The sequence below is a fragment of the Halobacillus shinanisalinarum genome (genome assembly GCF_022919835.1).
Lineage (GTDB): Bacteria > Bacillota > Bacilli > Bacillales > Halobacillaceae > Halobacillus_A > Halobacillus_A shinanisalinarum.
Genome location: NZ_CP095074.1, coordinates 1 through 21607, shown reverse-complemented (window position 1 = coordinate 21607; position 21607 = coordinate 1). Strand labels below are relative to the sequence as shown.

General features: G+C 41.0%; 20 protein-coding genes and 4 pseudogenes. 5 read left to right on the top strand and 19 right to left on the bottom strand.

What is annotated here, in order from left to right; all coding sequences use genetic code 11:
* Positions 1–35: 35 nt before the first annotated feature.
* The 4 genes and pseudogenes from MUO14_RS00120 to MUO14_RS00105 all read right to left on the bottom strand — a co-directional run bounded on the left by MUO14_RS00120 (position 36) and on the right by MUO14_RS00105 (position 4848).
* A complete protein-coding gene (locus tag MUO14_RS00120) occupies positions 36–452 on the bottom strand; it encodes a CoA-binding protein (protein WP_244753051.1) in 417 nt (138 codons plus the stop codon).
* A 13-nt stretch (positions 453–465) separates the two neighbouring features.
* A pseudogene (locus MUO14_RS00115) lies at positions 466–1991 on the bottom strand (ABC transporter permease/substrate-binding protein).
* Entirely contained in the window at positions 1988–3055 is a 1068-nt protein-coding gene (locus MUO14_RS00110) for an ABC transporter ATP-binding protein (RefSeq protein ID WP_244753050.1), read from the bottom strand. Before MUO14_RS00110 ends, MUO14_RS00115 begins: the two are co-directional and overlap by 4 nt.
* A 113-nt stretch (positions 3056–3168) precedes the next feature.
* The gene (locus MUO14_RS00105) at positions 3169–4848 is read right to left on the bottom strand and encodes a glycosyl hydrolase family 18 protein (RefSeq protein WP_244753049.1); all 1680 of its coding nucleotides are present in this window, start codon (positions 4846–4848) and stop codon (positions 3169–3171) included.
* 164 nt (positions 4849–5012) lie between these two features.
* Here MUO14_RS00105 and plsY point away from each other — a divergent pair.
* The 4 genes and pseudogenes from plsY to MUO14_RS00085 all read left to right on the top strand — a co-directional run bounded on the left by plsY (position 5013) and on the right by MUO14_RS00085 (position 7301).
* Positions 5013–5593, top strand: a pseudogene (plsY, locus tag MUO14_RS00100) (glycerol-3-phosphate 1-O-acyltransferase PlsY).
* A 137-nt stretch (positions 5594–5730) separates the two neighbouring features.
* Entirely contained in the window at positions 5731–6669 is a 939-nt protein-coding gene (gene folE2 / locus MUO14_RS00095) for a GTP cyclohydrolase FolE2 (protein WP_244753048.1), read from the top strand.
* Between the two features lie 9 nt (positions 6670–6678).
* A complete protein-coding gene (gene yidD / locus MUO14_RS00090; RefSeq protein WP_244753047.1) occupies positions 6679–6924 on the top strand; it encodes a membrane protein insertion efficiency factor YidD in 246 nt (81 codons plus the stop codon).
* A gap of 89 nt (positions 6925–7013) precedes the next feature.
* A complete protein-coding gene (locus tag MUO14_RS00085) occupies positions 7014–7301 on the top strand; it encodes a HesB/YadR/YfhF family protein (protein ID WP_244753046.1) in 288 nt (95 codons plus the stop codon).
* A gap of 28 nt (positions 7302–7329) precedes the next feature.
* Here MUO14_RS00085 and MUO14_RS00080 read toward each other — a convergent pair whose 3' ends face one another.
* The 6 genes and pseudogenes from MUO14_RS00080 to acnA form a co-directional block, all read right to left on the bottom strand.
* Positions 7330–7635 (bottom strand): hypothetical protein, encoded by a 306-nt coding sequence (locus tag MUO14_RS00080; RefSeq protein WP_244753045.1) that lies wholly within the window; start codon positions 7633–7635, stop codon positions 7330–7332.
* On the bottom strand, positions 7636–8061 hold the full coding sequence (locus MUO14_RS00075; protein ID WP_244753044.1) for an acyl-CoA thioesterase: 426 nt from the start codon (positions 8059–8061) through the stop codon (positions 7636–7638). It abuts the gene before it with no gap.
* A 2-nt stretch (positions 8062–8063) separates the two neighbouring features.
* Entirely contained in the window at positions 8064–10325 is a 2262-nt protein-coding gene (locus MUO14_RS00070) for an AAA family ATPase (RefSeq protein ID WP_244753043.1), read from the bottom strand.
* 101 nt (positions 10326–10426) lie between these two features.
* Positions 10427–10570, bottom strand: coding sequence for an FbpB family small basic protein (locus tag MUO14_RS00065; RefSeq protein WP_244753042.1), 144 nt, complete (start codon positions 10568–10570; stop codon positions 10427–10429).
* 53 nt (positions 10571–10623) lie between these two features.
* Positions 10624–11192, bottom strand: a pseudogene (locus MUO14_RS00060) (peroxiredoxin family protein).
* 306 nt (positions 11193–11498) lie between these two features.
* Positions 11499–14204, bottom strand: a complete 2706-nt coding sequence (acnA, locus tag MUO14_RS00055; RefSeq protein WP_244753041.1) for an aconitate hydratase AcnA — start codon at positions 14202–14204, stop codon at positions 11499–11501.
* A gap of 296 nt (positions 14205–14500) precedes the next feature.
* Here acnA and MUO14_RS00050 point away from each other — a divergent pair, with 296 nt between their 5' ends.
* The gene (locus MUO14_RS00050; protein ID WP_244755744.1) at positions 14501–14929 is read left to right on the top strand and encodes a DUF2621 domain-containing protein; all 429 of its coding nucleotides are present in this window, start codon (positions 14501–14503) and stop codon (positions 14927–14929) included.
* 88 nt (positions 14930–15017) lie between these two features.
* Here the strand turns inward: MUO14_RS00050 and MUO14_RS00045 are convergent, their stop codons facing one another.
* From MUO14_RS00045 to MUO14_RS00005, 9 genes and pseudogenes are all read right to left on the bottom strand, one after another.
* Complete coding sequence (locus tag MUO14_RS00045) at positions 15018–15479, bottom strand: CcdC family protein (protein WP_244753040.1); 462 nt, start codon at positions 15477–15479, stop codon at positions 15018–15020.
* 153 nt (positions 15480–15632) lie between these two features.
* Positions 15633–16061 carry a Na(+)/H(+) antiporter subunit B gene (locus MUO14_RS00040; protein ID WP_244753039.1) on the bottom strand — a complete coding sequence of 143 codons (429 nt, stop codon included), beginning with the start codon at positions 16059–16061 and terminating at the stop codon, positions 15633–15635.
* Positions 16062–16297: 236 nt separating this feature from the next.
* Positions 16298–16564, bottom strand: a pseudogene (locus MUO14_RS00035) (RNA-guided endonuclease InsQ/TnpB family protein); the annotation flags it as partial.
* Complete coding sequence (locus tag MUO14_RS00030) at positions 16565–17269, bottom strand: cytochrome c biogenesis CcdA family protein (RefSeq protein ID WP_244753038.1); 705 nt, start codon at positions 17267–17269, stop codon at positions 16565–16567.
* 252 nt (positions 17270–17521) lie between these two features.
* Positions 17522–17749 (bottom strand): YneF family protein, encoded by a 228-nt coding sequence (locus tag MUO14_RS00025; RefSeq protein ID WP_396265782.1) that lies wholly within the window; start codon positions 17747–17749, stop codon positions 17522–17524.
* A gap of 74 nt (positions 17750–17823) precedes the next feature.
* Positions 17824–18249: a sporulation inhibitor of replication protein SirA gene (gene sirA / locus MUO14_RS00020; RefSeq protein ID WP_244753037.1), complete on the bottom strand. Its 426-nt coding sequence runs from the start codon at positions 18247–18249 to the stop codon at positions 17824–17826.
* A 147-nt stretch (positions 18250–18396) separates the two neighbouring features.
* Positions 18397–20403 (bottom strand): transketolase, encoded by a 2007-nt coding sequence (tkt, locus tag MUO14_RS00015; protein WP_244753036.1) that lies wholly within the window; start codon positions 20401–20403, stop codon positions 18397–18399.
* A gap of 178 nt (positions 20404–20581) precedes the next feature.
* Positions 20582–20815: a DUF896 domain-containing protein gene (locus MUO14_RS00010; protein WP_244753035.1), complete on the bottom strand. Its 234-nt coding sequence runs from the start codon at positions 20813–20815 to the stop codon at positions 20582–20584.
* A gap of 72 nt (positions 20816–20887) precedes the next feature.
* Entirely contained in the window at positions 20888–21547 is a 660-nt protein-coding gene (locus MUO14_RS00005; protein ID WP_244753034.1) for a YneB family resolvase-like protein, read from the bottom strand.
* Between the last annotated feature and the right edge of the window lie 60 nt (positions 21548–21607).

Genomic DNA, 21607 nt, shown 5'->3' with positions numbered 1-21607 from the left:
ATCCCTGCCACAGCAGGGATTTTACCTAAAATATTTCATTTTCCAACCAAAATCGAGTGGGCCACTTTGATACACGTATCCATAATGACGAGGCCGTCATGACTTTTTAATGCTGCGTAGGCTTCTTCATGAAAGACTCCTTGCTGCCCCCAGAATGCCTTAAAGTCGATACTAGCTGCCTCTTGGGCTATCTTAGGCAAGTACTCAGATCTCCTGAACACATTAACAATATCGATCGGCTGATCCACATCACTCAATTGTTGATAAGATTTTTCTCCGAGAGACTCTGTAATCGTTGGATTCACCGGGATTATTTTATAACCGGCACGCTGCATTGCTTCACTTACTTGATAGGATGTTCGATGTGGTTTATCGGACAGCCCGACAACAGCAATCGTCTTTGATTCACTCAACAGTTTCTTAATTTGCTCCTGGTCTGGATTAGTAAACATCGGTGGGTCCTCCTTATTCCTCAAGTAATCCTTCACTTATAAGGTATTCACGTGCTACTTTCGCTGGATCGCGATCCTCAAAACTTACTTCATAGTTCATTTGACGCATTTGATCTCCGGTTATTTTACCACCTAATTGATTGAGCACATCCGCAAGTTGTGGATATTTATTAAGCGTTTCCTGTCTCATCAAAGGCGCACCCTGATATGGCGGGAATAAATTCTTAGGATCTTCTAATACTTTTAGATTTAGGTCAACCATATACCCGGCCGTCGCATAAGCGTCAATGACTTCTACTTCACCGCTTGAGATCGCCCCTTGTCTTAAGCCGGGATCCATCGTAATGACTTCACTTATATTAAGATTATACACTTCTTTCATTCCCTGGTAACCATCTTGCCTATCCTTGAATTCGAGTGTGAAACCAGCAGCAATCTGCCCTTCTATAGGTTTTAAGTCGCCGATGGTCTCTAAATCATATTGCTCAGCTAACTCTTGAGTCGTAGCCACAGCATACGTATTATTAAATTGCATTGGCTGAAGGAAAGCTAAGTTATATTCTTCAGCCATGCCCTGCTTCGCTTGCTGATAAACTTCCTGCGAGTCATTGCTCTGAGTTTGCTGATCTAACAAGGAGACAAGAGCTGTCCCTGTAAATTCAGGATAAATGTCAATACTCCCTTCTTGAAGGGCACTGAACACAAGATCGGTCTTACCTAAGTTAGGTTGTAATCCTACATTTAAATCTGTTTCTTCCTCAATTAGCATTTTATACATATTAATTAATATGGCTGGTTCTGAACCGATTTTTCCACCTATAACGAGATCATTTTTCGCTTTTCCCCAAAGGCAAGTGGGCCGACCGCAACAAGCGCTGCAATTACGAGTAAACTGACAAGGGATCGGAATCCCGATTTAGCGGAGGTTCGTTCAAATAGACGAAGAATAAAATCTAGGATAATAGCTAATAGAGCTGCTGGTATAGCACCTAAAAGGATTAAGTTTATATCGCCTCCACGATCAAGTCCGAGCAAGATTAAATCACCTAATCCTCCCGCACCGATCAATGCTGCAATTGTTGTTGTTCCAACGATTAACACCATTGACGTACGAATACCAGCCATAATAACTGGCATAGCTAACGGAAGTTCAACCTTTGATAATCGTTTAAATGAACTCATGCCCATCCCTGTCGCCGCTTCCTTTAAAGCAGGACTGACTTCTTTAATACCTGTGTACGTATTTCTAATGATAGGCAAAAGCCCATAAGCCGTTAATGCAATGATAGCTGGGGTTCTGCCAATGCCAAAGAACGGAATAAGGAAAGCTAACACGGCTAGGCTTGGGATGGTTTGCATAACAGCCGTCGCCCCGATAATCGGCTCAGCTACCCGTTTATTTCTCGTCAATAAAAGGCCCAGTGGAACAGAAATTAACGTGGCAACGACTAATGCAATAATCGAAATTTGCAAGTGTTCCCATATTTTTTCATAAAAAACATCTTGTCTTTGTTGATATACTTCTATAAATGTATTCATGTTTGCACCACCCCATTAGTCACCTTTGTTTGTTTCTTGAGGTGAAGCACCATGTCCTTATACGATAACGTTCCAATCAATTCCCCGTTATTTACTACAGGAAGCACTTCATAATCTATATTTTCAAAAACTTGCATTGTCTCCCTTAAAGTCATCCCATGCTCGAGGGGCGGTAGATCTGCTTTATCTCCATTGTGGACACCATAGACTAACTGACCTTCCTTGCCCTTAATTGCATATGTTCCCTTGTTCGGAACGATTCCTGCCTCATAATCTTCCTCAGGATAGACTTGAGATTTGGTTTGACTCATAATGACATCGATAGCTGTTTGCCAGGGAGACTTTCTTTCGCCGATAAAATCCTCAACAAAGGAATTTGCGGGGTGTAAAATTAAGTTCTGTGGTTTATCAAGCTGAACAATTTCTCCTTCTTTCATTAAGCAGACGCGATCACCGATGGCCATCGCCTCATCAATGTCGTGTGTGACAAAGACAATCGTTTTCTTTATTTCCTGCTGCAACTTGCGAATATCTTTTTGCAGGTGTTCTCTGCTAATCGGATCAAGTGCACTAAAAGGCTCATCCATTAAAATAATGTCCGGGTCAGCTGCAAGGGCACGAAGGACGCCAATTCTTTGCTGCTCCCCTCCAGATAGTTCGCTTGGCTGTCGCTTTCTGTAAGTGTCAGGCGCAAGCCCCACCATATTCATCAATTCGTCAATTCGATTTGTGAGCTTTTGTTTTTTCCACTTTTTCATTTCCGGTACAATAGAAATGTTTTCTTCTATCGTCATATGCGGAAAGAGTGCAATTTCTTGTAACACATAACCAATATTCCAACGGAGTTCATGAATGTTATACTCCCTAATATCTTGATTATGTATCATAACCGCTCCTTCCGTAGGTTCTATTAGGCGATTAATCATCTTCATCGTTGTGGTTTTTCCACACCCACTGGGGCCAATTAAAACGAGTAATTCACCTTCTTGAACCTCCAGTTGAATGGACTTGATGGCGGTGGTTCCATCAGGATATGTTTTTGTCACATCCTTAAACGTAATCATGACCTTCCCCCTTACCTAATAAATAAATATCAAATATATGTTCCCACATTTTCAGAATTCGAAACATTTTGTGCAGCTTCGACAAAAGGCCTCATTCCTAAAAAGCTTCTGATTCATTCACTTAATTTTAATTGTTCATCTATAAAGTTCCATGTGTCTTCATTAGCAAAATATACACTCCAAGTAGCAATACCTGCCAGGTCGTACTTCCTTATTAATTTGATGCGTTTTTTCAATGACGTTTCATTCTCTAGCCACATTTTGTAGGTCGTTCCGTCTTTGGTTGTCCGAATAAAATGTTGGCCGGACGACTCATCAAGCTCAGGTGTTAAGCCATTGTCCTTTACCCACTGTTCAGCTTCGTCCATAGTCATTGAAGTGGAACTAACTTTACCATTCTTCTCTTCCCATAACCGCGTATATAAAGGAATGCCGAGAAGCAGCTGCTCACTTGGAACTTCCTTAAGTAAGGCTTGCAAGTTGCTTTCAACCCAGGGGAGACTAGCAACACTGCCTGCTTGCGAAGACGTTGCCCAATGCTCGTCATAAGCCATCACAGCAATAAAATCGGCTGCTTCAGAAAGTTCCGCTCGCTCGTAAAACCCCGACCATTGACCGCTGCTTGAGATAAAGGTTATATCAACAGATACGACTAGTCCCTGCTTATGAGCAAGAGGAGCCAGTTCTCTTACGAATTGAGTAAACCATTTTCCGTCTTCTTCATATACATTTTCAAAGTCTAAATTGATCCCATCAAGCTTATATTGCTTTGCATACTGCAGCAGCTGCTGGATCATGTGTGACCTCTTTTTGTATGAAGGTAGAACCTTCGAAGTAAGCTCAGGATCAAAATCATTAGAGAAAAGCGCCCAAACCTTGTCGCCATTTGCATGGGCAGATTGAACATAGGAATCGGCAGCTAAACTATGTATGTCTCCATTTTGGTTCGAAAGGGTAAACCATGTGGGCGACAGCACATCTACACCGGAGTATTTTTTTACCTCTTCCGGATTTGCATCTGCAGTATAGATACCATCCCATGCTAGGTGAATCGGGCGCGTGAGCTCTGTTACTTTCACCGTTTCCTCAGGTGGGATACGTGTCTCCACAGTTACTTCCCCTCTTATTGTTAGAGCGTCTTGAGGAATGTAGCCTGTGTACCCCTTACTCATGACAATAAGATAAAAGCCACTGTCTTCTTGCAAAACTTGCACCTTGTCTAATGCTTGAAGACTGGTATAATAGGATGACGTTACGGTAGGCTGGCTTCTTAGATCGTACATATATTCTTTTAAATCGGTTTTAACAGCCGCAGTTTTCTTTTCAAATCCATGCGGTAAAATATGAACGGCCCCGTTTGGGTACGTCTTAACTGAGAGTGCATAGATATCTTGCAAAAAATCAGCAGCCAGCCATTGCTGCCCCTCCTCTTTAATCAATGGGGGAAAGGGAGAGTATCTTTTTCTATCGTTTTTTCGATAAAAAGCTTCCGATTGTGGGATTTGATAGACATTTTGTGCCCTTGTTATAATTAAAGACTGGCTTTGCTCATCGTATACGATGTGTGGGTCAACCACATGTTGAATGTAATCAACCGGCACATATAAACGATCCTTTTTTGTCATTCCATTGAACTGTTCGGAACGATCTCCTTCATAAAAAAGTGGATTGGCTGAAGGAGAAAAATCAACCTTTTTTGAGGAAGGAAAAGGGTATAGCCATAAAAAAAGACCGACTATGAGCAAGCCTAGTGTGACCACCCAAACCCATGTTTTCTTTCGTGATGATTTCATTTTATTCAACTATCCTTTCTCGCCTTATCATAAAGGAAATTGTCGAACAATAAAATCAAAACATGCGTGAGGCTTGGTTATTTTGTTGTTCTTTATTGTCAGATATAATGATAAACTTATTATAAGAACCACTTCGATAAGAAGGACTTAAGGAGTTGTACACTATGGATTACGCCATTTACATCCTCATTGCTTACTTACTTGGAGCAATTCCCTCAGGTCTAATTGTTGGTAAAGTAGGCTATGGTATTGATATTCGTGAACATGGAAGCGGAAATCTTGGAGGAACAAACACCTTTCGTGTATTAGGGGTTAAAGCAGGATTGCTTGTTACCAGCGCTGATATATTAAAAGGAACGATTGCAACGGCTCTCCCCTTCTTTATGGGAGCAGACGTCATCACTCTTGTAGTTGGAATATTTGCTGTTTTGGGGCACATGTATCCGGTGTTTGCCGGATTCAAAGGTGGAAAAGCTGTAGCAACGTCTGGCGGGTCGTTCTAGGAATCAACCCTATTATTTTTGTCATTATTCTCGCTACCTTCTTCCTGGTTCTTTATATCAGCAAATATGTATCGTTATCTTCTATGGTCACGGGGATTGTCGCTGTAGTTGTTTCCATTCTATTTCAAGACTATGGCCTGTCTATTCTCATCATGCTTTTAACTATGTTTGTAATCTACCGTCACCTAGCAAATATTAAACGAATCATCAACAAAACAGAACCTAGAATTACATGGATGTAGGCACAGTCTATGACATGATACATGTTGTAGGCTTTTCTTTTTTGGATAAAAGAGACACGCAAAGCATTAAATTGTATAATTAATGTCACATATTGTATACTTTGTCGTATAAAGAAGGATAAAAAGGAGTCATAGCTATGAACAAAACCGAATTAAACAAAAACAAACAACTCCCTTCTAAGAAGGAACGACATAAACTATTCGGATCAGTAGACCCAGGTCCTCGTACGAAACCAGAAGAAAAAGATAAAATGGCCGACTTACAAAATTTCAGAGAAGATTTCTTATTCAATATCGATATGGTTGGGATCTCAAATGTAAAACACCCGATTCAAATCCCCAGCCAGCTCGCCCCACAAATTCAAACGACGATCGGAACGTTCTCTTTTGGATCGTCAATTGCTCAAGGAAGTAAAGGAACAAACATGAGCCGATTTACTGAACAGCTCGATAAATACCACAATGAAGGCTTTGCGATTGATATAGAAACTCTGAAGAAGTTTACAAAAGAACTTGCAGGTCGATTAAAACAGGGAGATTCTGAAGTTGAAGTATCTTTCCCCTGGTTCTTTGAAAGAAAAGGCCCTTTTTCTGATCTAACCGGCATGAACCATGCGGATGCTACGATTAAAGTGCTTTATGATCAAGCAACAGGTTATGATATTACCGTTGAACTGACGGGCAAAATTACGACACTGTGCCCTTGCTCTAAGGAAATCAGCGAATACAGTGCTCATAATCAACGAGGAAATGTTACGATGAGCGTGAAATTAACAGAAGACTTTGATGAACAGCAAGTTGACTGGAAAGCCGTATTGCTTGATGCTGCTGAAAGTAATGCAAGTGCCCGGATTCACCCTGTATTAAAACGTCCAGATGAGAAAATGGTAACAGAACAAGCTTATGAAAACCCCCGCTTCGTCGAGGACATCGTACGCTTAGTTGCTGCTGATTTATACGAATATGATTTTGTTGAAGCATTTGAAGTAAGCTGTCGTAATGAGGAGTCCATTCATTTACATGATGCGGTGGCAACCTTAAGTTATGATAAAAAGCGGGAAGATTCTGCTGAATAAGGTGGTTTTATGAAGCAACTCCTGATTGGTCTGATTACGTTTTATCGTAAGTTCATAAGCCCTATGACCCCGCCGAGCTGCCGCTTCCAGCCGACTTGTTCCGAATATGGGATCGAATCATTAAGGCGATTTGGCTTTTTAAAAGGAACCTATTTAACAATAATACGTGTGTGTAAGTGTCATCCTTTTCATAAGGGTGGTTTTGATCCCGTTCCCTTAAAGAACGATCACCATAAAGATGTTCCAGACCGCTAAAGGACGGGATATTTTCTTTCATTGATGTTTAAGATGATTTGGTTAGGGATAGACAACAATTACACGATGTATATTTAGGAGATGAGTCCATGAATTTACATGTAACAGAAGAAGCAGCTAAGTGGTATGAGAATGAACTAGATATAGAGGGAGAGACATCCATCCGCTTTTATGTACGCTATGGAGGAGTTGGGGGATTGCAACCAGGGTTCTCTCTGGCTATTCGCGAAGACGTAAAACAAGAACCTATCGCCTCGACGAAAGTCAATCAAGTCGAATATTTCGTTGAAGAAACCGATGAATGGTACTTTGATAACCATTCATTAAAAGTACTGCTCAGTGAAAAATGGGATGAACCGGAATTTGAATATGAATGAAAATAAGACACCATCATAAGAGGGTGTCTTATTTTGCTAAGGAAAATCGCTTAATTTGTTCCCATTGTTCTTCTTTTTGTAAAATATCATATTGCCTCTCACCAAAAAGATCAAAATGCGGAAAGTTAGGATCGTTGTGAATCCACGCTTTCTGTAGATTGTATCGTTCCCCCCAGGCAGCCAGCTTATCTAGATTCGTACATCCTACCTTGGTTACTGTATCACAGCCGGGAAATCTATCGTCAAGCCAATAATGTGTCAGAAAAGCAATTTCCCCGTTTAGAACTTGGCTCTTCCACTTTTGCAGCTCCTGTCTTTTCACACCAAAAGCCATTTATTTTGAAGACTCCATTGCCTGCACATAGGCTTCATGCCAGTCAGGGAAACTTCTGCGAATGGATACCGGCCGAAAGCTGTCCTGTTTAACGATGACATGCTTCGTCGTACCTTTAACAGCTACTTCCCCCTCCTCATACCTTACTTCATAGCCGTACGTAATTCTCAGACCATCATAATCGTCGATCCATGTAACGACATGGACATCATCCCCGTAGCGAACAGGGTTTTTATAGTTGATCGTTACATCTACGACTGGAGAATAAACTCCTTGCTGCTCAATTTCGTGATATTTATAACCCAGATCCTCAATAAAGGCTGTCCGACCGATTTCAAACCAAACTAAATAATTGGCGTGGTAGACTACCCCCATCATGTCTGTTTCCTGGTAGCGAACGTTAATTGGGGTTTCGTTTATTTTCATTCTTAAGCCTCCCTCCGAACAATGTGCCAAGCATTTGTAATGTCATTATGCGTGATGGTATGCCAGTCATCTTCTTCCTTATCTATTAGACGAATCGCTTGATATTGGATTGCTTCATTAACTAAATTATTGATGAACCTCCCATTTCCCTCTATTTCATGCGATTGAAATAAATCTAATAGAAGCTGTTCAACATTGTCTCCAAGTTGATAGCCATATTGGCCTGTTTGGTAAACAAGCATGTCCAAGAGCTCGTGTTCATCATAGTCAGGAAAAGTTAAATACTTTTTAAATCGAGAAGATAATCCAGGGTTGCTGGCGATCAATTGTCTGATTTCCTGCTTATACCCAGCCAAGATGACGACCAAGTTTTCATTATGACGTGTCATCTCATCAACGAGGGTTTCGATCGCTTCTTTCCCAAAGTCATCACGTCCACCATTATATAAAGCATAGGCTTCATCGATAAACAATACACCGCCGAGAGCTTCACGTACTTTACGTTTCGTTTTCATTGCTGTTTGGCCAACGTATCCCGCAACGAGATCACTTCTTGAGGCTACCACCATATGTCCACGTTTCAAAAGACCACATTTCTTTAGAATCTGTGCATAAATGTCGGCCACAGTGGTCTTACCCGTACCAGGGTTCCCGGAGAATACCGAATGAAGCTGAATCGGTACGACTGGATACCCTAGCTTTTTCCTCTTCTGTTGGGCCTGAACAAAGGAAGAGAGTTTCTCAACTTCTTCTTTCACACTGTTCAATCCAATAAGGGAATGAAGTCGATCTATAGGTGAAACGGAGTCGTGATCATTTGTTTCTTCAAAGTTTAAATCCTGCTCATTTATTCTCATGTGATCTAACCAATGTTGCTTATCTTCGAGCTGTTCGGAAGCCCCCTTTTGAAAGATCGTTTTCAATACGAGGTTGCGAACAGTTCGTGCATTTCCAAATGAATCATCCACGCGTTCTTTCTCAATAAGGGATTCAAACAATCTTAGCGCCTGTTCAGTAAAGAAAAAGTCATTCTCAAGCGCCGCATCCTCAGCGATTTGCAGAAGCTCATTAAGCTGATAATCTGGCAGTTCAATGTGATTTTGTTCTGGAAATCTGCTGCGAAGACCTGGGTTTGACCAAAGAAACTGCCGCATTTCTTCAGGATAACCAGCTAAAATAACGGCGAATTTACCGCCATATTCCTTACCGGTCATGGCAGATACGAGAGTATCGATAACAGCTTGTCCATAATCATTTCCTGTCTGGCCTTCTCGCTTCAAACTATAGGCTTCGTCAATAAAAAGAACACCACCGACAGCTTGCTGAACATAATTCATTGTATTTTCTTCACTTTGCCCTACATATGAACCAACAAGATGGGAACGATTGACTTCAACCACCTCTTTTGTATCCAGGATCCCGAGTTCATAATAAATGTTCGCCAGGAATCTAGCGATCGTTGTTTTCCCTGTACCAGGGTTTCCAGTAATAATCATGTGAAGGCCAGGGTCATCCACCATAGAGAACCCGATATGACGCCGATGTTGTTGATATTTTAAAAACTGATAATAATGCTTAATATACTTCTTCACATCGGATAAGCCCACCATCTGGTCAAAGGACTCAAGTGGATTCTCATTTACTGATATTGTTAAAAAATGTGGAAGACGTTTATACAATTCATCTTGGTATTCAGTGAGTTTTCTTGTTTTCTCATTTACTTGTTTAACCGGGATATGAATACGCCGATGTTCAATTGAATCGAGTGCTTCTGCTAATATTTCTTTTAAAGATGATAAGTGCTCATAGACTTCTTGATACAATTTGAGACGGCGGCTTGTCGCATCAACCATATTTTTAGTTGCAAGCTCTTCATTCCATTGCTGTTGTACAACCTCCACTTCATCATACATGACCTGCGCTTTTTTCCCTTTTGCGGAATCATGATCGGTTTCATGAAGGATCCATTGTTCATATGGTGTTTCCTTTAACAATGTATAAGCTTTAAGGAGCTGGATCGACTCATATAAGTCACGAACTAAAGAATTGTCAGGATCGATCACCCGTGCTTCATCAATAAATTGATCGGCAAGTGGATCCTTGTTTTTATGTCGCTTCATCCGATGATAGGCGAGGACAATATAAAGGAGTGCTTTTATTTCTCCATCCATAATTTCCTCATTATTCATCAAACGCAATGCTTCAATTTCTGTAATCTGTGGTTCTTGATCAAGGCTGCTCCACGTTTTAATTGATTTATCCACGGCTTCACTTCCTTCCATCATCACTTTTCAATTTTATCATAGTCTATTTCTTATGTAGATTAACATGCCCATTACAAAAGCAAAAAAGCAGATCCCCTGTTTTATGAAGGGATCTGCTTTATACGGTTGTGATGACGTTGTTCAATCCGTTCATCAATTTGGTCAAGCAGCTTTTGGTCAGCTTTAATTAACCGGATATTCTCCTGAACGCGCTCACTATAAGTTATCTTTTGTTTTCTTCTCATAAGAATCGCTCCTTTTGTTATGAAAGGATTCCCATGTTCAAAACAAAATATTCCTAATTTAACGCATTCTTCATTTCCAGCATAAAATCATAACTCATCGGTCCAACCTTGCGTGGCTGTTGAATGACACCATCAGTCCCGATGAAGTATGTAGTCGGAAGGGCAATCGCCTGATAATCGTTGTTTACATTAAGCTCTTTGTCTAATACGACTGGAAAAGTATATCCACCATCTTCTATATAGTTTCTCACTTTTTTTATACCGCTTTCAGAACCTGTTGCATTCACAGCCACAATTTGAACTTCGTCACCGTATTCTTGCTGAAACTTTTCCATTCTAGGCATTTCTTCACGACATGGGGGCACCATGTTGCCCAAAAGTTTAACATCACCTTCTGTCCACGTAAATCGGATAAACGTAAAGTCTCTCCTTCAAGGGTCTTTAAAGTGAAATCAGGAGCTTTATCACCTACTTTAAGGCCATCCGGAGCGTTGGGCGGTGTGATGCTTGTCCCTTCCTGTGAAGCATCGCCTGTAACGTTATATTCGACCACCTCACCCTCTGAAGACCCTTCCCTATCCTCATTAAAAACATTAAACACAACAATACCTATTAACACCATTAAAAAAAGTCCTGCTCCGATTTGTTTAATCATTCTCAACCACCCTTTTTAGAAGTCCAAAAAAGCAATAAAAGGATCCCCTTTTTATACATATCAATCTAAGAGAGCAGACATGCCTTTACTAGCTATAAAATTTAACTTTATAAGGCGTACAAACTATAAACCACTTTACCTTTATACATAACAATATAGATGTTTACAATGTCTTGTAAAGCAGTCAGACCCATTGTTTGAAAAAATGTCATATGGAAAGGATTGTACACATATTAAAAGGCCGCTCATGAAGAGCGGCCTGAAGATAATAATTTAGTTTAATTTGTTACGTAGCACCATTTGAAGAATTCCACCATGGCGATAGTAATCCACCTCTACCTCACTATCGAAACGAGCAACAACATCGAATTCCTTCTTATTGCCCTCTTCGTCTGTTGCAGTTACTTTTACAAGATCATGAGGCTTAACAGATTCATCCACTTGAACATCAATCGTTTCACGCCCTGTTAATCCTAGAGATTCAATCGTATCTCCTTCTTTGAACTGCAATGGAAGAACACCCATCATCACAAGGTTTGAACGGTGAATACGCTCAAAGCTTTGAGCAATAACCGTTTTAATTCCTAGAAGGTCTGTTCCTTTAGCTGCCCAGTCACGAGAGCTTCCCATGCCGTAATCATTACCAGCAATAACAACTAGAGGCGTTTGGTCCTCTTTGTATTTCATAGCTGCTGTGTAAATAGGCATCACTTCCTCGGTAGGCCAGTACGTTGTGAAGCCACCTTCTGTCTCTGGAGCTAATCCGTTGCGGATACGGATGTTACCAAACGTACCACGCATCATTACTTCATGATTCCCTCGGCGTGAGCCGTAAGAGTTGAAGTTACGAGGTGACACGTTATTCTCCTGAAGGTATTCCCCTGCCGGCATATCTTTAGGAATTGCACCTGCTGGAGAAATGTGGTCAGTTGTTACGGAATCACCAAACTTACCAACAACGCGCATGCCATTTAGAGGTTTAACAGTTTCTGGATCACGAGATAATTCTTCAAAGAACGGCGGGTTCTGGATATACGTAGAATTGTCGTTCCAATCATATAAAGGCTCATCTGTCGTGTCGATCTCATTCCATTTTTCGTTCGAATTGAAGACATTCTCATACTCTTTACGGAAAATTTCAGGCGTAACCGCGCGAGAGATCTCAGCTTTGATTTCCTCTTGTGTTGGCCAAATATCGTCGAAGTATACTGGCTTACCATCTTTATCAGTACCAAGCGCTTCCTTCTTGAGATCGATATCAACCGTTCCAGCTAGTGCATAAGCAACAACTAGTGGCGGAGAAGCTAAATAGTTTGCTTTGACAAGCGGGTGAATACGACCTTCAAAGTTACGGTTACCAGAGAGAACAGAAGATGCTGTTAAATCATTATCAGCAATCGCCTTTTCAATCTCAGGAAGCAATGGACCGGAGTTCCCGATACAAGTTGTACAGCCGTATCCTACTAAGTTAAAGCCTAATTGATTCAAGTACGTCATTAATCCCGCATCTTCAAGGTAACGTGTAACAACTTTGGAACCTGGGGCCAGTGATGTCTTCACATATTCAGGCACATCAAGGCCTTTTTCAATTGCCTTTTTAGCAACTAATCCTGCACCTAGCATCACGTGCGGGTTAGAAGTGTTGGTACAAGAAGTGATGGCGGCAATGGCTAAAGCACCTGTTTTCATAACTGCTTTCTTGCCATTTGCAAATTCAACTTCTGCTTCTTTGTCAAACTCTGACTTGTCTAAGCCAAACCCGTGGTTTCCAGCTGGTCCAGTAATTGCTTTAGTAAAGGACTCTTTCATTTGAGAAAGCGGAATTAAGTCTTGTGGACGCTTAGGACCAGATAAGTTTGGCTCAAGGTCACTTAATTCAATTTCAACCAATGATGTGAATTCAGGATCTTCTAGAGATGGGTCATACCAAAGATTGTTTTCTTTACAATATTTTTCAACAAGGTCAATTTGCTCTTCACTGCGTCCTGTTAAACGCATGTATTCTAGAGATTCGCCGTCAACCGGGAAGAAACCGCACGTAGCGCCATACTCTGGTGCCATGTTTGAGATCGTCGCACGATCAGCAAGCGGCATTTCCTGCAAACCAGGTCCGAAGAATTCAACAAATTTACCAACAACGTTTTGTTCTCTTAGCTTTTGTGTAACTTTTAACGCTAAGTCAGTAGCTGTTGTTCCTTGCGGGAAACTTCCGTTAAGTTTCACGCCAATAACCTCAGGTGCAGGAAAGTAGGAAGGTTGCCCCAACATGCCAGCTTCCGCTTCGATGCCGCCAACGCCCCATCCAAGCACGCCAAGACCATTAATCATTGTCGTATGGGAGTCTGTCCCAACTAATGTATCAGGGTAAGTATCAACAGTACCTTCATCGTTCTCTTTCGCATGAACGACATTTGCAATGTATTCTAAGTTTACCTGGTGAACGATACCCGTTGCTGGTGGAACAGCACGATAGTTATTAAACGCTTTTTGAGCCCAGTGTAGAAATTCATAGCGTTCTTGATTTCGTTCGAATTCAAGCTCCATATTTGTATTCAACGAGTCAGCTGTACCATATTTATCAACCTGTACAGAATGGTCAATAACTAGATCTACGGGTACTTCTGGGTTGATTTCATCAGGGCTTCCTCCCATATCAACCATTGCTTTACGAAGTGAAGCAAGATCGACAACTGCCGGAACACCAGTGAAGTCTTGTAAAATTACACGGGAAGGTTTAAATGGAACATCTTCCCCTTTTGATTTACTAGTTCCCCAGTTTGCTAGACTCTCTACGTGACCATCATGAATCACACGTCCATCATGCTGACGAAGCAGAGATTCAAGCAGAATACGAATGGAGAAAGGCAGACGGGAAATCTTGCCATGTCCCGCATCTTCTAAGGCTTTTAGATCGTAATAGTTGTACGTTTTGCCATTTAAGTCAAATTGTTTGCGAGCATTAAATGCATTGCTAGCCATATTCCTTTACCTCCTCATCAAAATTAAACGGCGAGGCTGTGTATCAGCTTCCCCATTCCCCAAAAAAATGTTCATTTGCACCCTTTTTTATAAAAGTTCACAAATATGCACCCTTTATTTTAAATGAAAACGATTCATATGTAAAATATTTAGACATGCTTTTGATGACTTCGACAATTCTCCTCTCATGGCGCCACATAAAAGCTCACACTTCTTCTTGTCTTTCCTTACCGAAGCTTTTATAATTATAAATGTAAGCAATGTTAAACTATTTAAATGATGAAACAGGTGATAATATGTCAGGTGGCTTTGCCCTATTTATTGTCGGGTGGATTGTCATCATGGTCACGCTTATGGGAATTGGCGGGTTTTTCATGTTTCGCAAGTTCCTTAAGCGAATGCCAAAAGAAGATGGAAAATCAACAATTGATTGGGAAGAATATTATATAGAGCGGACAATCCATATGTGGAAACCAGAACAAAAAGCATTGCTTGAAGAACTTGTTTCCCCTGTTCCCGAGTTATTCCGAGACATTGCTAAACAGAAAATTGCCGGAAGAATTGGACAAGTGGCCATAGAAAAGAAATGCTCCAAGATCACACAAGACGTCATCATAGAAGGTTATATTCTTGCTACACCTAAACGTGATCATAAATTTTTAATCAAAAAGCTTAACGAAAAAGAAATTGACATTACACCATACCAGCCTTTATTTGATCGCTAAAAAGATCGTGCCATTTCGGGGGCACGATCTTTTTAAAATTGAACGAGTTCAAAAGCCTCCTGACATAGTCAAGAGGCTAAATAAGTAGTTATAATGTTCTTTCCAATTGTAGGTATTGTCTGAGCATGGCTAAACGCCATGTTATGATCATACCAAGGGCCAGCAGAAAGAACATCCCGCTCATTTGTCCGAACGCTATCGTCTGCCCTATGATGAGCTTAAGTACAATACGCAAGATAAGTAGTCCAAATAAAATAAAGACGAACGCTTTTGACGGCTTTAAATAAATCTTGTCCTCCCGCACTTCAAATTTTGATGTACGGATGAGAAAAAAGGAAAAAAGAATACCTACACAAACTGCCTCAGCAACCTGGCTCCATTGCACGCGAAATACCGGAAACAAAAACATGAATGCCCCCGTACTCATGAAAAGCGGGGGTAATATAATTTTCTTTACACTCGCAGGCTTTTTAGCTGCCCGAAGCCGGACAAATATCATTCCCGTAGCCATACACGTAGCTACCACTGTGCTTGCAATAATCCAAAACATAAAGATTTCACTCTTTCTTACGATCCCATAATAAGTTTAATTCAACACTAACTCCATCGCATCTAACACAGGCGGTTCATCGTATAGCTTCACAACCAGTAGAAGGAGAGCATCGAGACCGCTCATCTCAGTCTGCCCCTCCTTACCGAACACTTACTCGGTATCGTTTGCGACCGTTAAGATAATCGTCATGGAGATGCCGATTACCGTCAAGTATACTCCTAAATCAAATAATAGAGCTGTAGCTAGTTCTGTTCTCCCTAAGATAGGTAGCTGGAAATAAGCAAAAGTTTGACTTAAGAATGGTTCCCCAAACGCAAACGAGCCTATACCTGTAGCAACAGCAATAAGTAGTCCGGTAAAAGTCATGTAGCGAAAGTTAACGCGAATCACTTTTTCCATAGCATTTAGGCCATAAGCCATATACATCAGAACAAGGGCTGCAACAGCCATCAAACCACCAACAAAACCTCCACCAGGAGCGTTATGCCCGGCAAAAAATAAATAGAGTGAGAACCCAAGAAGGATAAAAGCAATAATCGAAGTCGTCGTTCGTAATATTAAGTCGTTTGTCCTAGTCATGATCAAGCTCCTTCAAAAAGTTTCAATATGTTCATCATAATACAAAGTTCATTGGATTGCCATCTAAGTGAGCCTCTCCATCTAAACCCAAGATTTTGATGGAGCTACCTGTAAAAGCGAATTTCCTCATTCAACGACCGTTACTTTGTTCTTGACGACCCCAGGCTTACACAGTCTCCAGAGGCGTTGTTTATACTGTTCGGGCGAGACCTCGACCTACAGTTTCCACGTGATTATTAGGCAGTTGGAGTCAGACCTAGCTGGTTTCGTCCAGCTTTTTCTATGTTGATGGCGGCATTGTGGTCACGATCTAATACCGTTCCACAATGTTTACAAACATGCCTACGAACGGATAATGATTTTTTCACTCTGTGATCGCAATGGGAGCACTCTTGACTGGTAAAGTGCGCCTTTACTTTGACCAGTTCTCCCCCGTTGTGATGACACTTGTATATGAGCATCCTACGAAAAGTTCCCCAACCAGCATCATGAATGGATTTTGATTAAAAACCTTGGAAGCCAAATAACCCTGCAAGATAGGAAGTTAATTTCGTCATCCAATCAAAGTACAAAGCAACCCCCATGAAAATCATAATATATCCACCGATTTTCATAATTTTACCGCTATGTCGTTTGATCCAGTCCAATTTCCCGATAAAAAAGGAGAGGACTAGGAATGGAATAGAAAAACCTAGAGAGTAGGATATCATCATTACGAGGAATAGCTCCGAGTTATCAGCAGCAAGCGCCAATACGGAAGCCAGGATCGGTCCCATACAAGGTGTCCAGCCTAGTGAAAATGTCAGCCCTATAATAAATGAACCTAGATATCCGGTAGGACGATTTTTAAAAGTGACTTTGCGATCCTTCATTAGAAATCGGAAGTTGAACACACCAATGATCACAAATCCGAAGAAGATGATCAGAATGGCTCCAACCCGACGGATAATCTCCTCATTTTGAATGAAAAATTGGGAGAATAAAGACCCTGAAAAACCTAAAATTATAAAAATAGTCGTAAAACCAAGCAAGAATAATACGGTATGAGTGAGGCTCTTCTTCTTAAGCATTCCATTATCTTCTTTTAATTCATTTATGCTCATCCCTGTTATGTAAGATAGGAAAACGGGATACAAAGGAAGAACACATGGTGATATAAAGGAAAGAAAGCCAGCACCAAACGCTAAAAATATATTTATATCTGACATAATAACGCCCCCACCTTTAGACTCGAATCCTATTGTATCAGACCAAATTCAAAAAAACGATGATTCAGTTGTGAACATCTGTTGACGTTTGTTGAGAAAACAGAATAATCCTTGAAGGAGACTGTCTATTCTATTACAAGGACTTCGGCTTTCCACCTGATAATTCCAGGGGATTTAGGGTCCATAGCTAGATACTATATTGCAATCAAAAGCCCTTTCTTCCATATGTATGGCAGAAAGGGCTAGCAATTATCATTTATTCTGTTGATTATTCATCGAACGCATCATTTGGTTAATTTTCTTCTGTGATGGCTTTTGCCCCATTTGCATCATCATTGTGCGAAGCATTTGCTCATTAATTGGTGGGTTCTTCTTTAAATAGTTCATCATATATCTTCTCGCTATGAAAAAGCCCAAGGCTACTCCGCCAATGAGAGCCAAAACGGCAATGATGATGACCCATACTATGCCCAAAGTCATTTAAACGTCTTCCTCCTTCGTATTGTCTCCCATAACAGTATAGTAAAATGCTCATAGGAATACAATAGGGCATTTTACGATAACAGACGCTGACTTGAAAGAGGGGAAACCCATCCGTAATGCTCGCCGTTTTCCTCTACAATAAAAAACGTTTGATCACACATTCTTAGTGGTTGAAATAGAACCCTTTCTGCTTGCCAGAGGCTGTCACACTGTAGTAGACAACAGCTTTTCTCAGTTAAGATTATATCATAATTTTGTTCATAATTGAATAAATGCCCATTCTTATGTTGAGAGAATGGGGTTACCCAGGCCCCCTTGCAGAGATCCCCTAGCCATTCCTTAAAAGAGAAATCTTCGGTTATATAATCCAGTTGTTTTTGATGTAATTTTGACTGAGGGAGACGAATGCACTCCTCGAAAAATCGTTTTAACAATTCTACTTTATAATAATAGTGTTCACACACTTCTTGTTTAATTGCATAGATCACAAATTGCATAGCTCCATCACTCCTTGTCCCTGATTATACAGAGCTGCAAGCGAACAATTTGTCACAATATGGCTTATGAGTCCAACGATTTTTGTCAAAACGGAAAAAACTTAAAAGCGGACTACTGTACATTAATATACAGTAGTCCCATTCTATTTATTTATTCATCAAGCTTTCCGCGTGTTTAACTACATTTTCTGCGGTAAAACCGTAATTTTTAATAACAGTCTCTCCTGGTGCGGATGCGCCGAATGTATCGATTCCGATGATAGAGCCATCAAGGCCGACATAACGCTCCCAGCCAAAAGATGCTCCCATCTCAATCGCAAGACGGTTTCTCACTGCATTCGGTAATACTTTTTCTTGATATTCCCTTGTTTGATTATTAAAACGGTCAAATGACGGAATACTTACCACCCGAACATCATAACCTTTGGTCTTCAGATCAGATTGTGCTTGTACAGCTAGCTGCACTTCAGAACCAGAGGCCATCAGGATCCCGTCAGGTGTTTGTTTATCGGAATCACTTAGAATGTATGCCCCGTGTTTCACTCCCTCGTAAGCTTTTTCGTCTGTACCCTCGAGTGTCGGCAAGCCTTGACGAGTTAGGACAAGTGCTGTTGGAGTCGTATTTGACTCAAGAGCAACTCTCCATGCTGCAGTTGTCTCGTTTCCGTCGGCGGGACGAATTAAGGAAAGGTTTGGCACGGCTCTAAGGGAAGCCAGTTGCTCAACAGGCTCATGGGTAGGGCCATCCTCTCCAACAGCTACAGAGTCATGCGTAAACACATAGTTTACAGGCAGATTCATAATAGCAGATAAACGCAAGGCTGGACGGAGATAGTCACTAAAAACAAAGAACGTACCAGCATAAACTTTCAACCCACCATGAAGGGCCATGCCGTTTAACGCACAGGCCATTGCAAATTCACGAACACCAAACCAAACATTACGACCTGCATAATTTTCACGTGAGAAGTCTTCTTCTCCCTCTACAGTCGTTTTGTTAGAGCCTGCAAGATCGGCACTTCCACCAAAGAAATAAGGCACAACTTCAGATAATGAATTAATGACCTTACCTGAAGCCGCACGAGTTGCTGGACTGTCTTCTCCTGCAGTGAAGGTTGGCAGGCTGCCTTGCCATCCTTCAGGAAGTTCGCCATTAATGGCTTGTTCTAACTCCTTACCAAGTTCAGGATATGCCTCTTTGTACTGTTTCATTAGATCATTCCACTGTGCTTCTTGCTCTTCGCCAGTCACTTGTACTTTCTTTTTGAAATCTTCATATACTTCTTCAGGGACGTGGAACGGTTCATGCTCCCAGCTATAATGTTCTTTTGCTGCTGTAACCTCTTCCTCTCCGAGGGGTGCCCCGTGGGAAGCAGATTTACCGGATTTATTAGGTGAGCCATAACCGATCACTGTTTTGACTTCAATCATTGTCGGTTGTTCAGTATTTTGTTTTGCTTGTTCAATGGCTTTAGTAATGTCTTCTGTATTCGTCCCGTCCTCTACACGAATGACTTGCCAGCCATAAGCTTCATAACGTTTCTCAACACTTTCACTAAAGGAACGATCAAGGTCCCCATCCAATGAAATATCATTAGAATCATACAGTACAACGAGTTTCCCTAAGCCTAAGTGACCTGCTAAGGAAGCTGATTCTTGAGAAACACCTTCCATTAAATCACCGTCGCCGCAAATCGCAAAAGTGTAGTGATCAACGACATTGTATTGCTCGCGATTATACTTTGCAGCTAGATGCGCTTCAGCCATAGCCATTCCCGTTGCCATTGAAATCCCCTGGCCTAATGGTCCAGTGGTAGCTTCCACACCATCTGTATGATGAACCTCTGGATGACCGGGCGTTTTTGAATCCCACTGACGGAACGATTTTATATCGTCTATCGTCACGTTATATCCTGAAAGGTGCAGGAGACTATATAACAGCATAGATCCATGGCCCGCTGATAATACAAATCGATCACGGTTAAACCAGTGTGAATTTCTTGGATTGTGGTTCATAAATTTCGTCCAAAGGGTATAAGCCATTGGAGCTGCCCCCATCGGCATTCCAGGATGACCAGATTGAGCTTTTTCAACTGCATCAATAGTTAGTGTTCGGATAGTATTAATAGATGTTTGTTCAAGGCTTGAAGCCATGTCAACATTCTCCTTTCGTCTTCCCTTATATGTATCATGTATTATCCTATAATGAAAATGGGCAAGTGACAAGCCTTGTTGCTGTTTTTTCAACAATCTTCTCTACTATCAGCTATTTTTCCCTAGATTCACAAAGCTAAACAAAAAAACCGCACCCATCATGAGTGCGGGTTAATATTTAGTGTTTTTTCTCATTTTCCTGCATTTCTTTCAGTTTTTTAGGTGTAACGTCATTCCCATTTGGGTCTACAACAGTCATACCTTTCAACTGATTTTTAAAGGATTTACGAACATTCTTTAAATATTCTTGACGAAGTTCTTGCTGCTCCGTTTTTTCAGCTTTATTTAAACCTTCAGCTTTAGCTTTATTAGCTAATTCATTAATCCGTTTTAGTTTTTCATCTGCTAACATTTGCACATACCTCCTTACCTGGTATTGGCCATGAAAAACACAAGCGTCATTTGACCCTTGTATATAGCAATATTACCTATTTTTCTGTTGTTTTTCAAGTGTAACGAACTCTTGATACCGACGATGGACCGTAGCTTTAGAAACATCGTAACCTAGTCCCCTTAGAGTCGCTGCGATTTCGTTAAAGGTTAGTTTATTATTTCTTAAACGGACGACTTCTTCAACTGGAAAATCAACCCGTTCTCTGCCAGGGGCAAGATGTTGATTCGATAAGTTCTTAGATGGATCATATCCCTTCTCAACAGCCTTCTTCATTCCTCGCCTAATCTTCATATTATGTATTTTGCGCTGGTACTCTTCCACAATCCCTACAATCTGTAACACCATCGAATCAGATTCGGAAAGTTGCAGTTCGCCTTCGTGTGACAACGAATAAATGCGAACACCCAGCTTTTGAAGTTGATGGAAAAGTGCAATCTTGGTGTTTCCACGGCCTAACCTCGTCTCATCTTGAATAATAAGCACATCTGCTTTTCCACTTGAAAAATGGTTCAGCAAGCGGAAGATCCCTTCACGTTCAATATCATATCCGCTCGCTTGTTCTTCAATACAGTCTGCCACTTCAAAAGATTGATGTTCGGCCATCATCATTAATTCGCTCCGCTGTCTTTTTAATGATGAAACTTGTGCTTCTTTCGCCGTGCTTACACGGCAATATAAAACCGCCTTCATGCTGGATCACCTCTTGTCTTGTCAACCCAAGGATAACTGATTTATATACTTGTGACCATA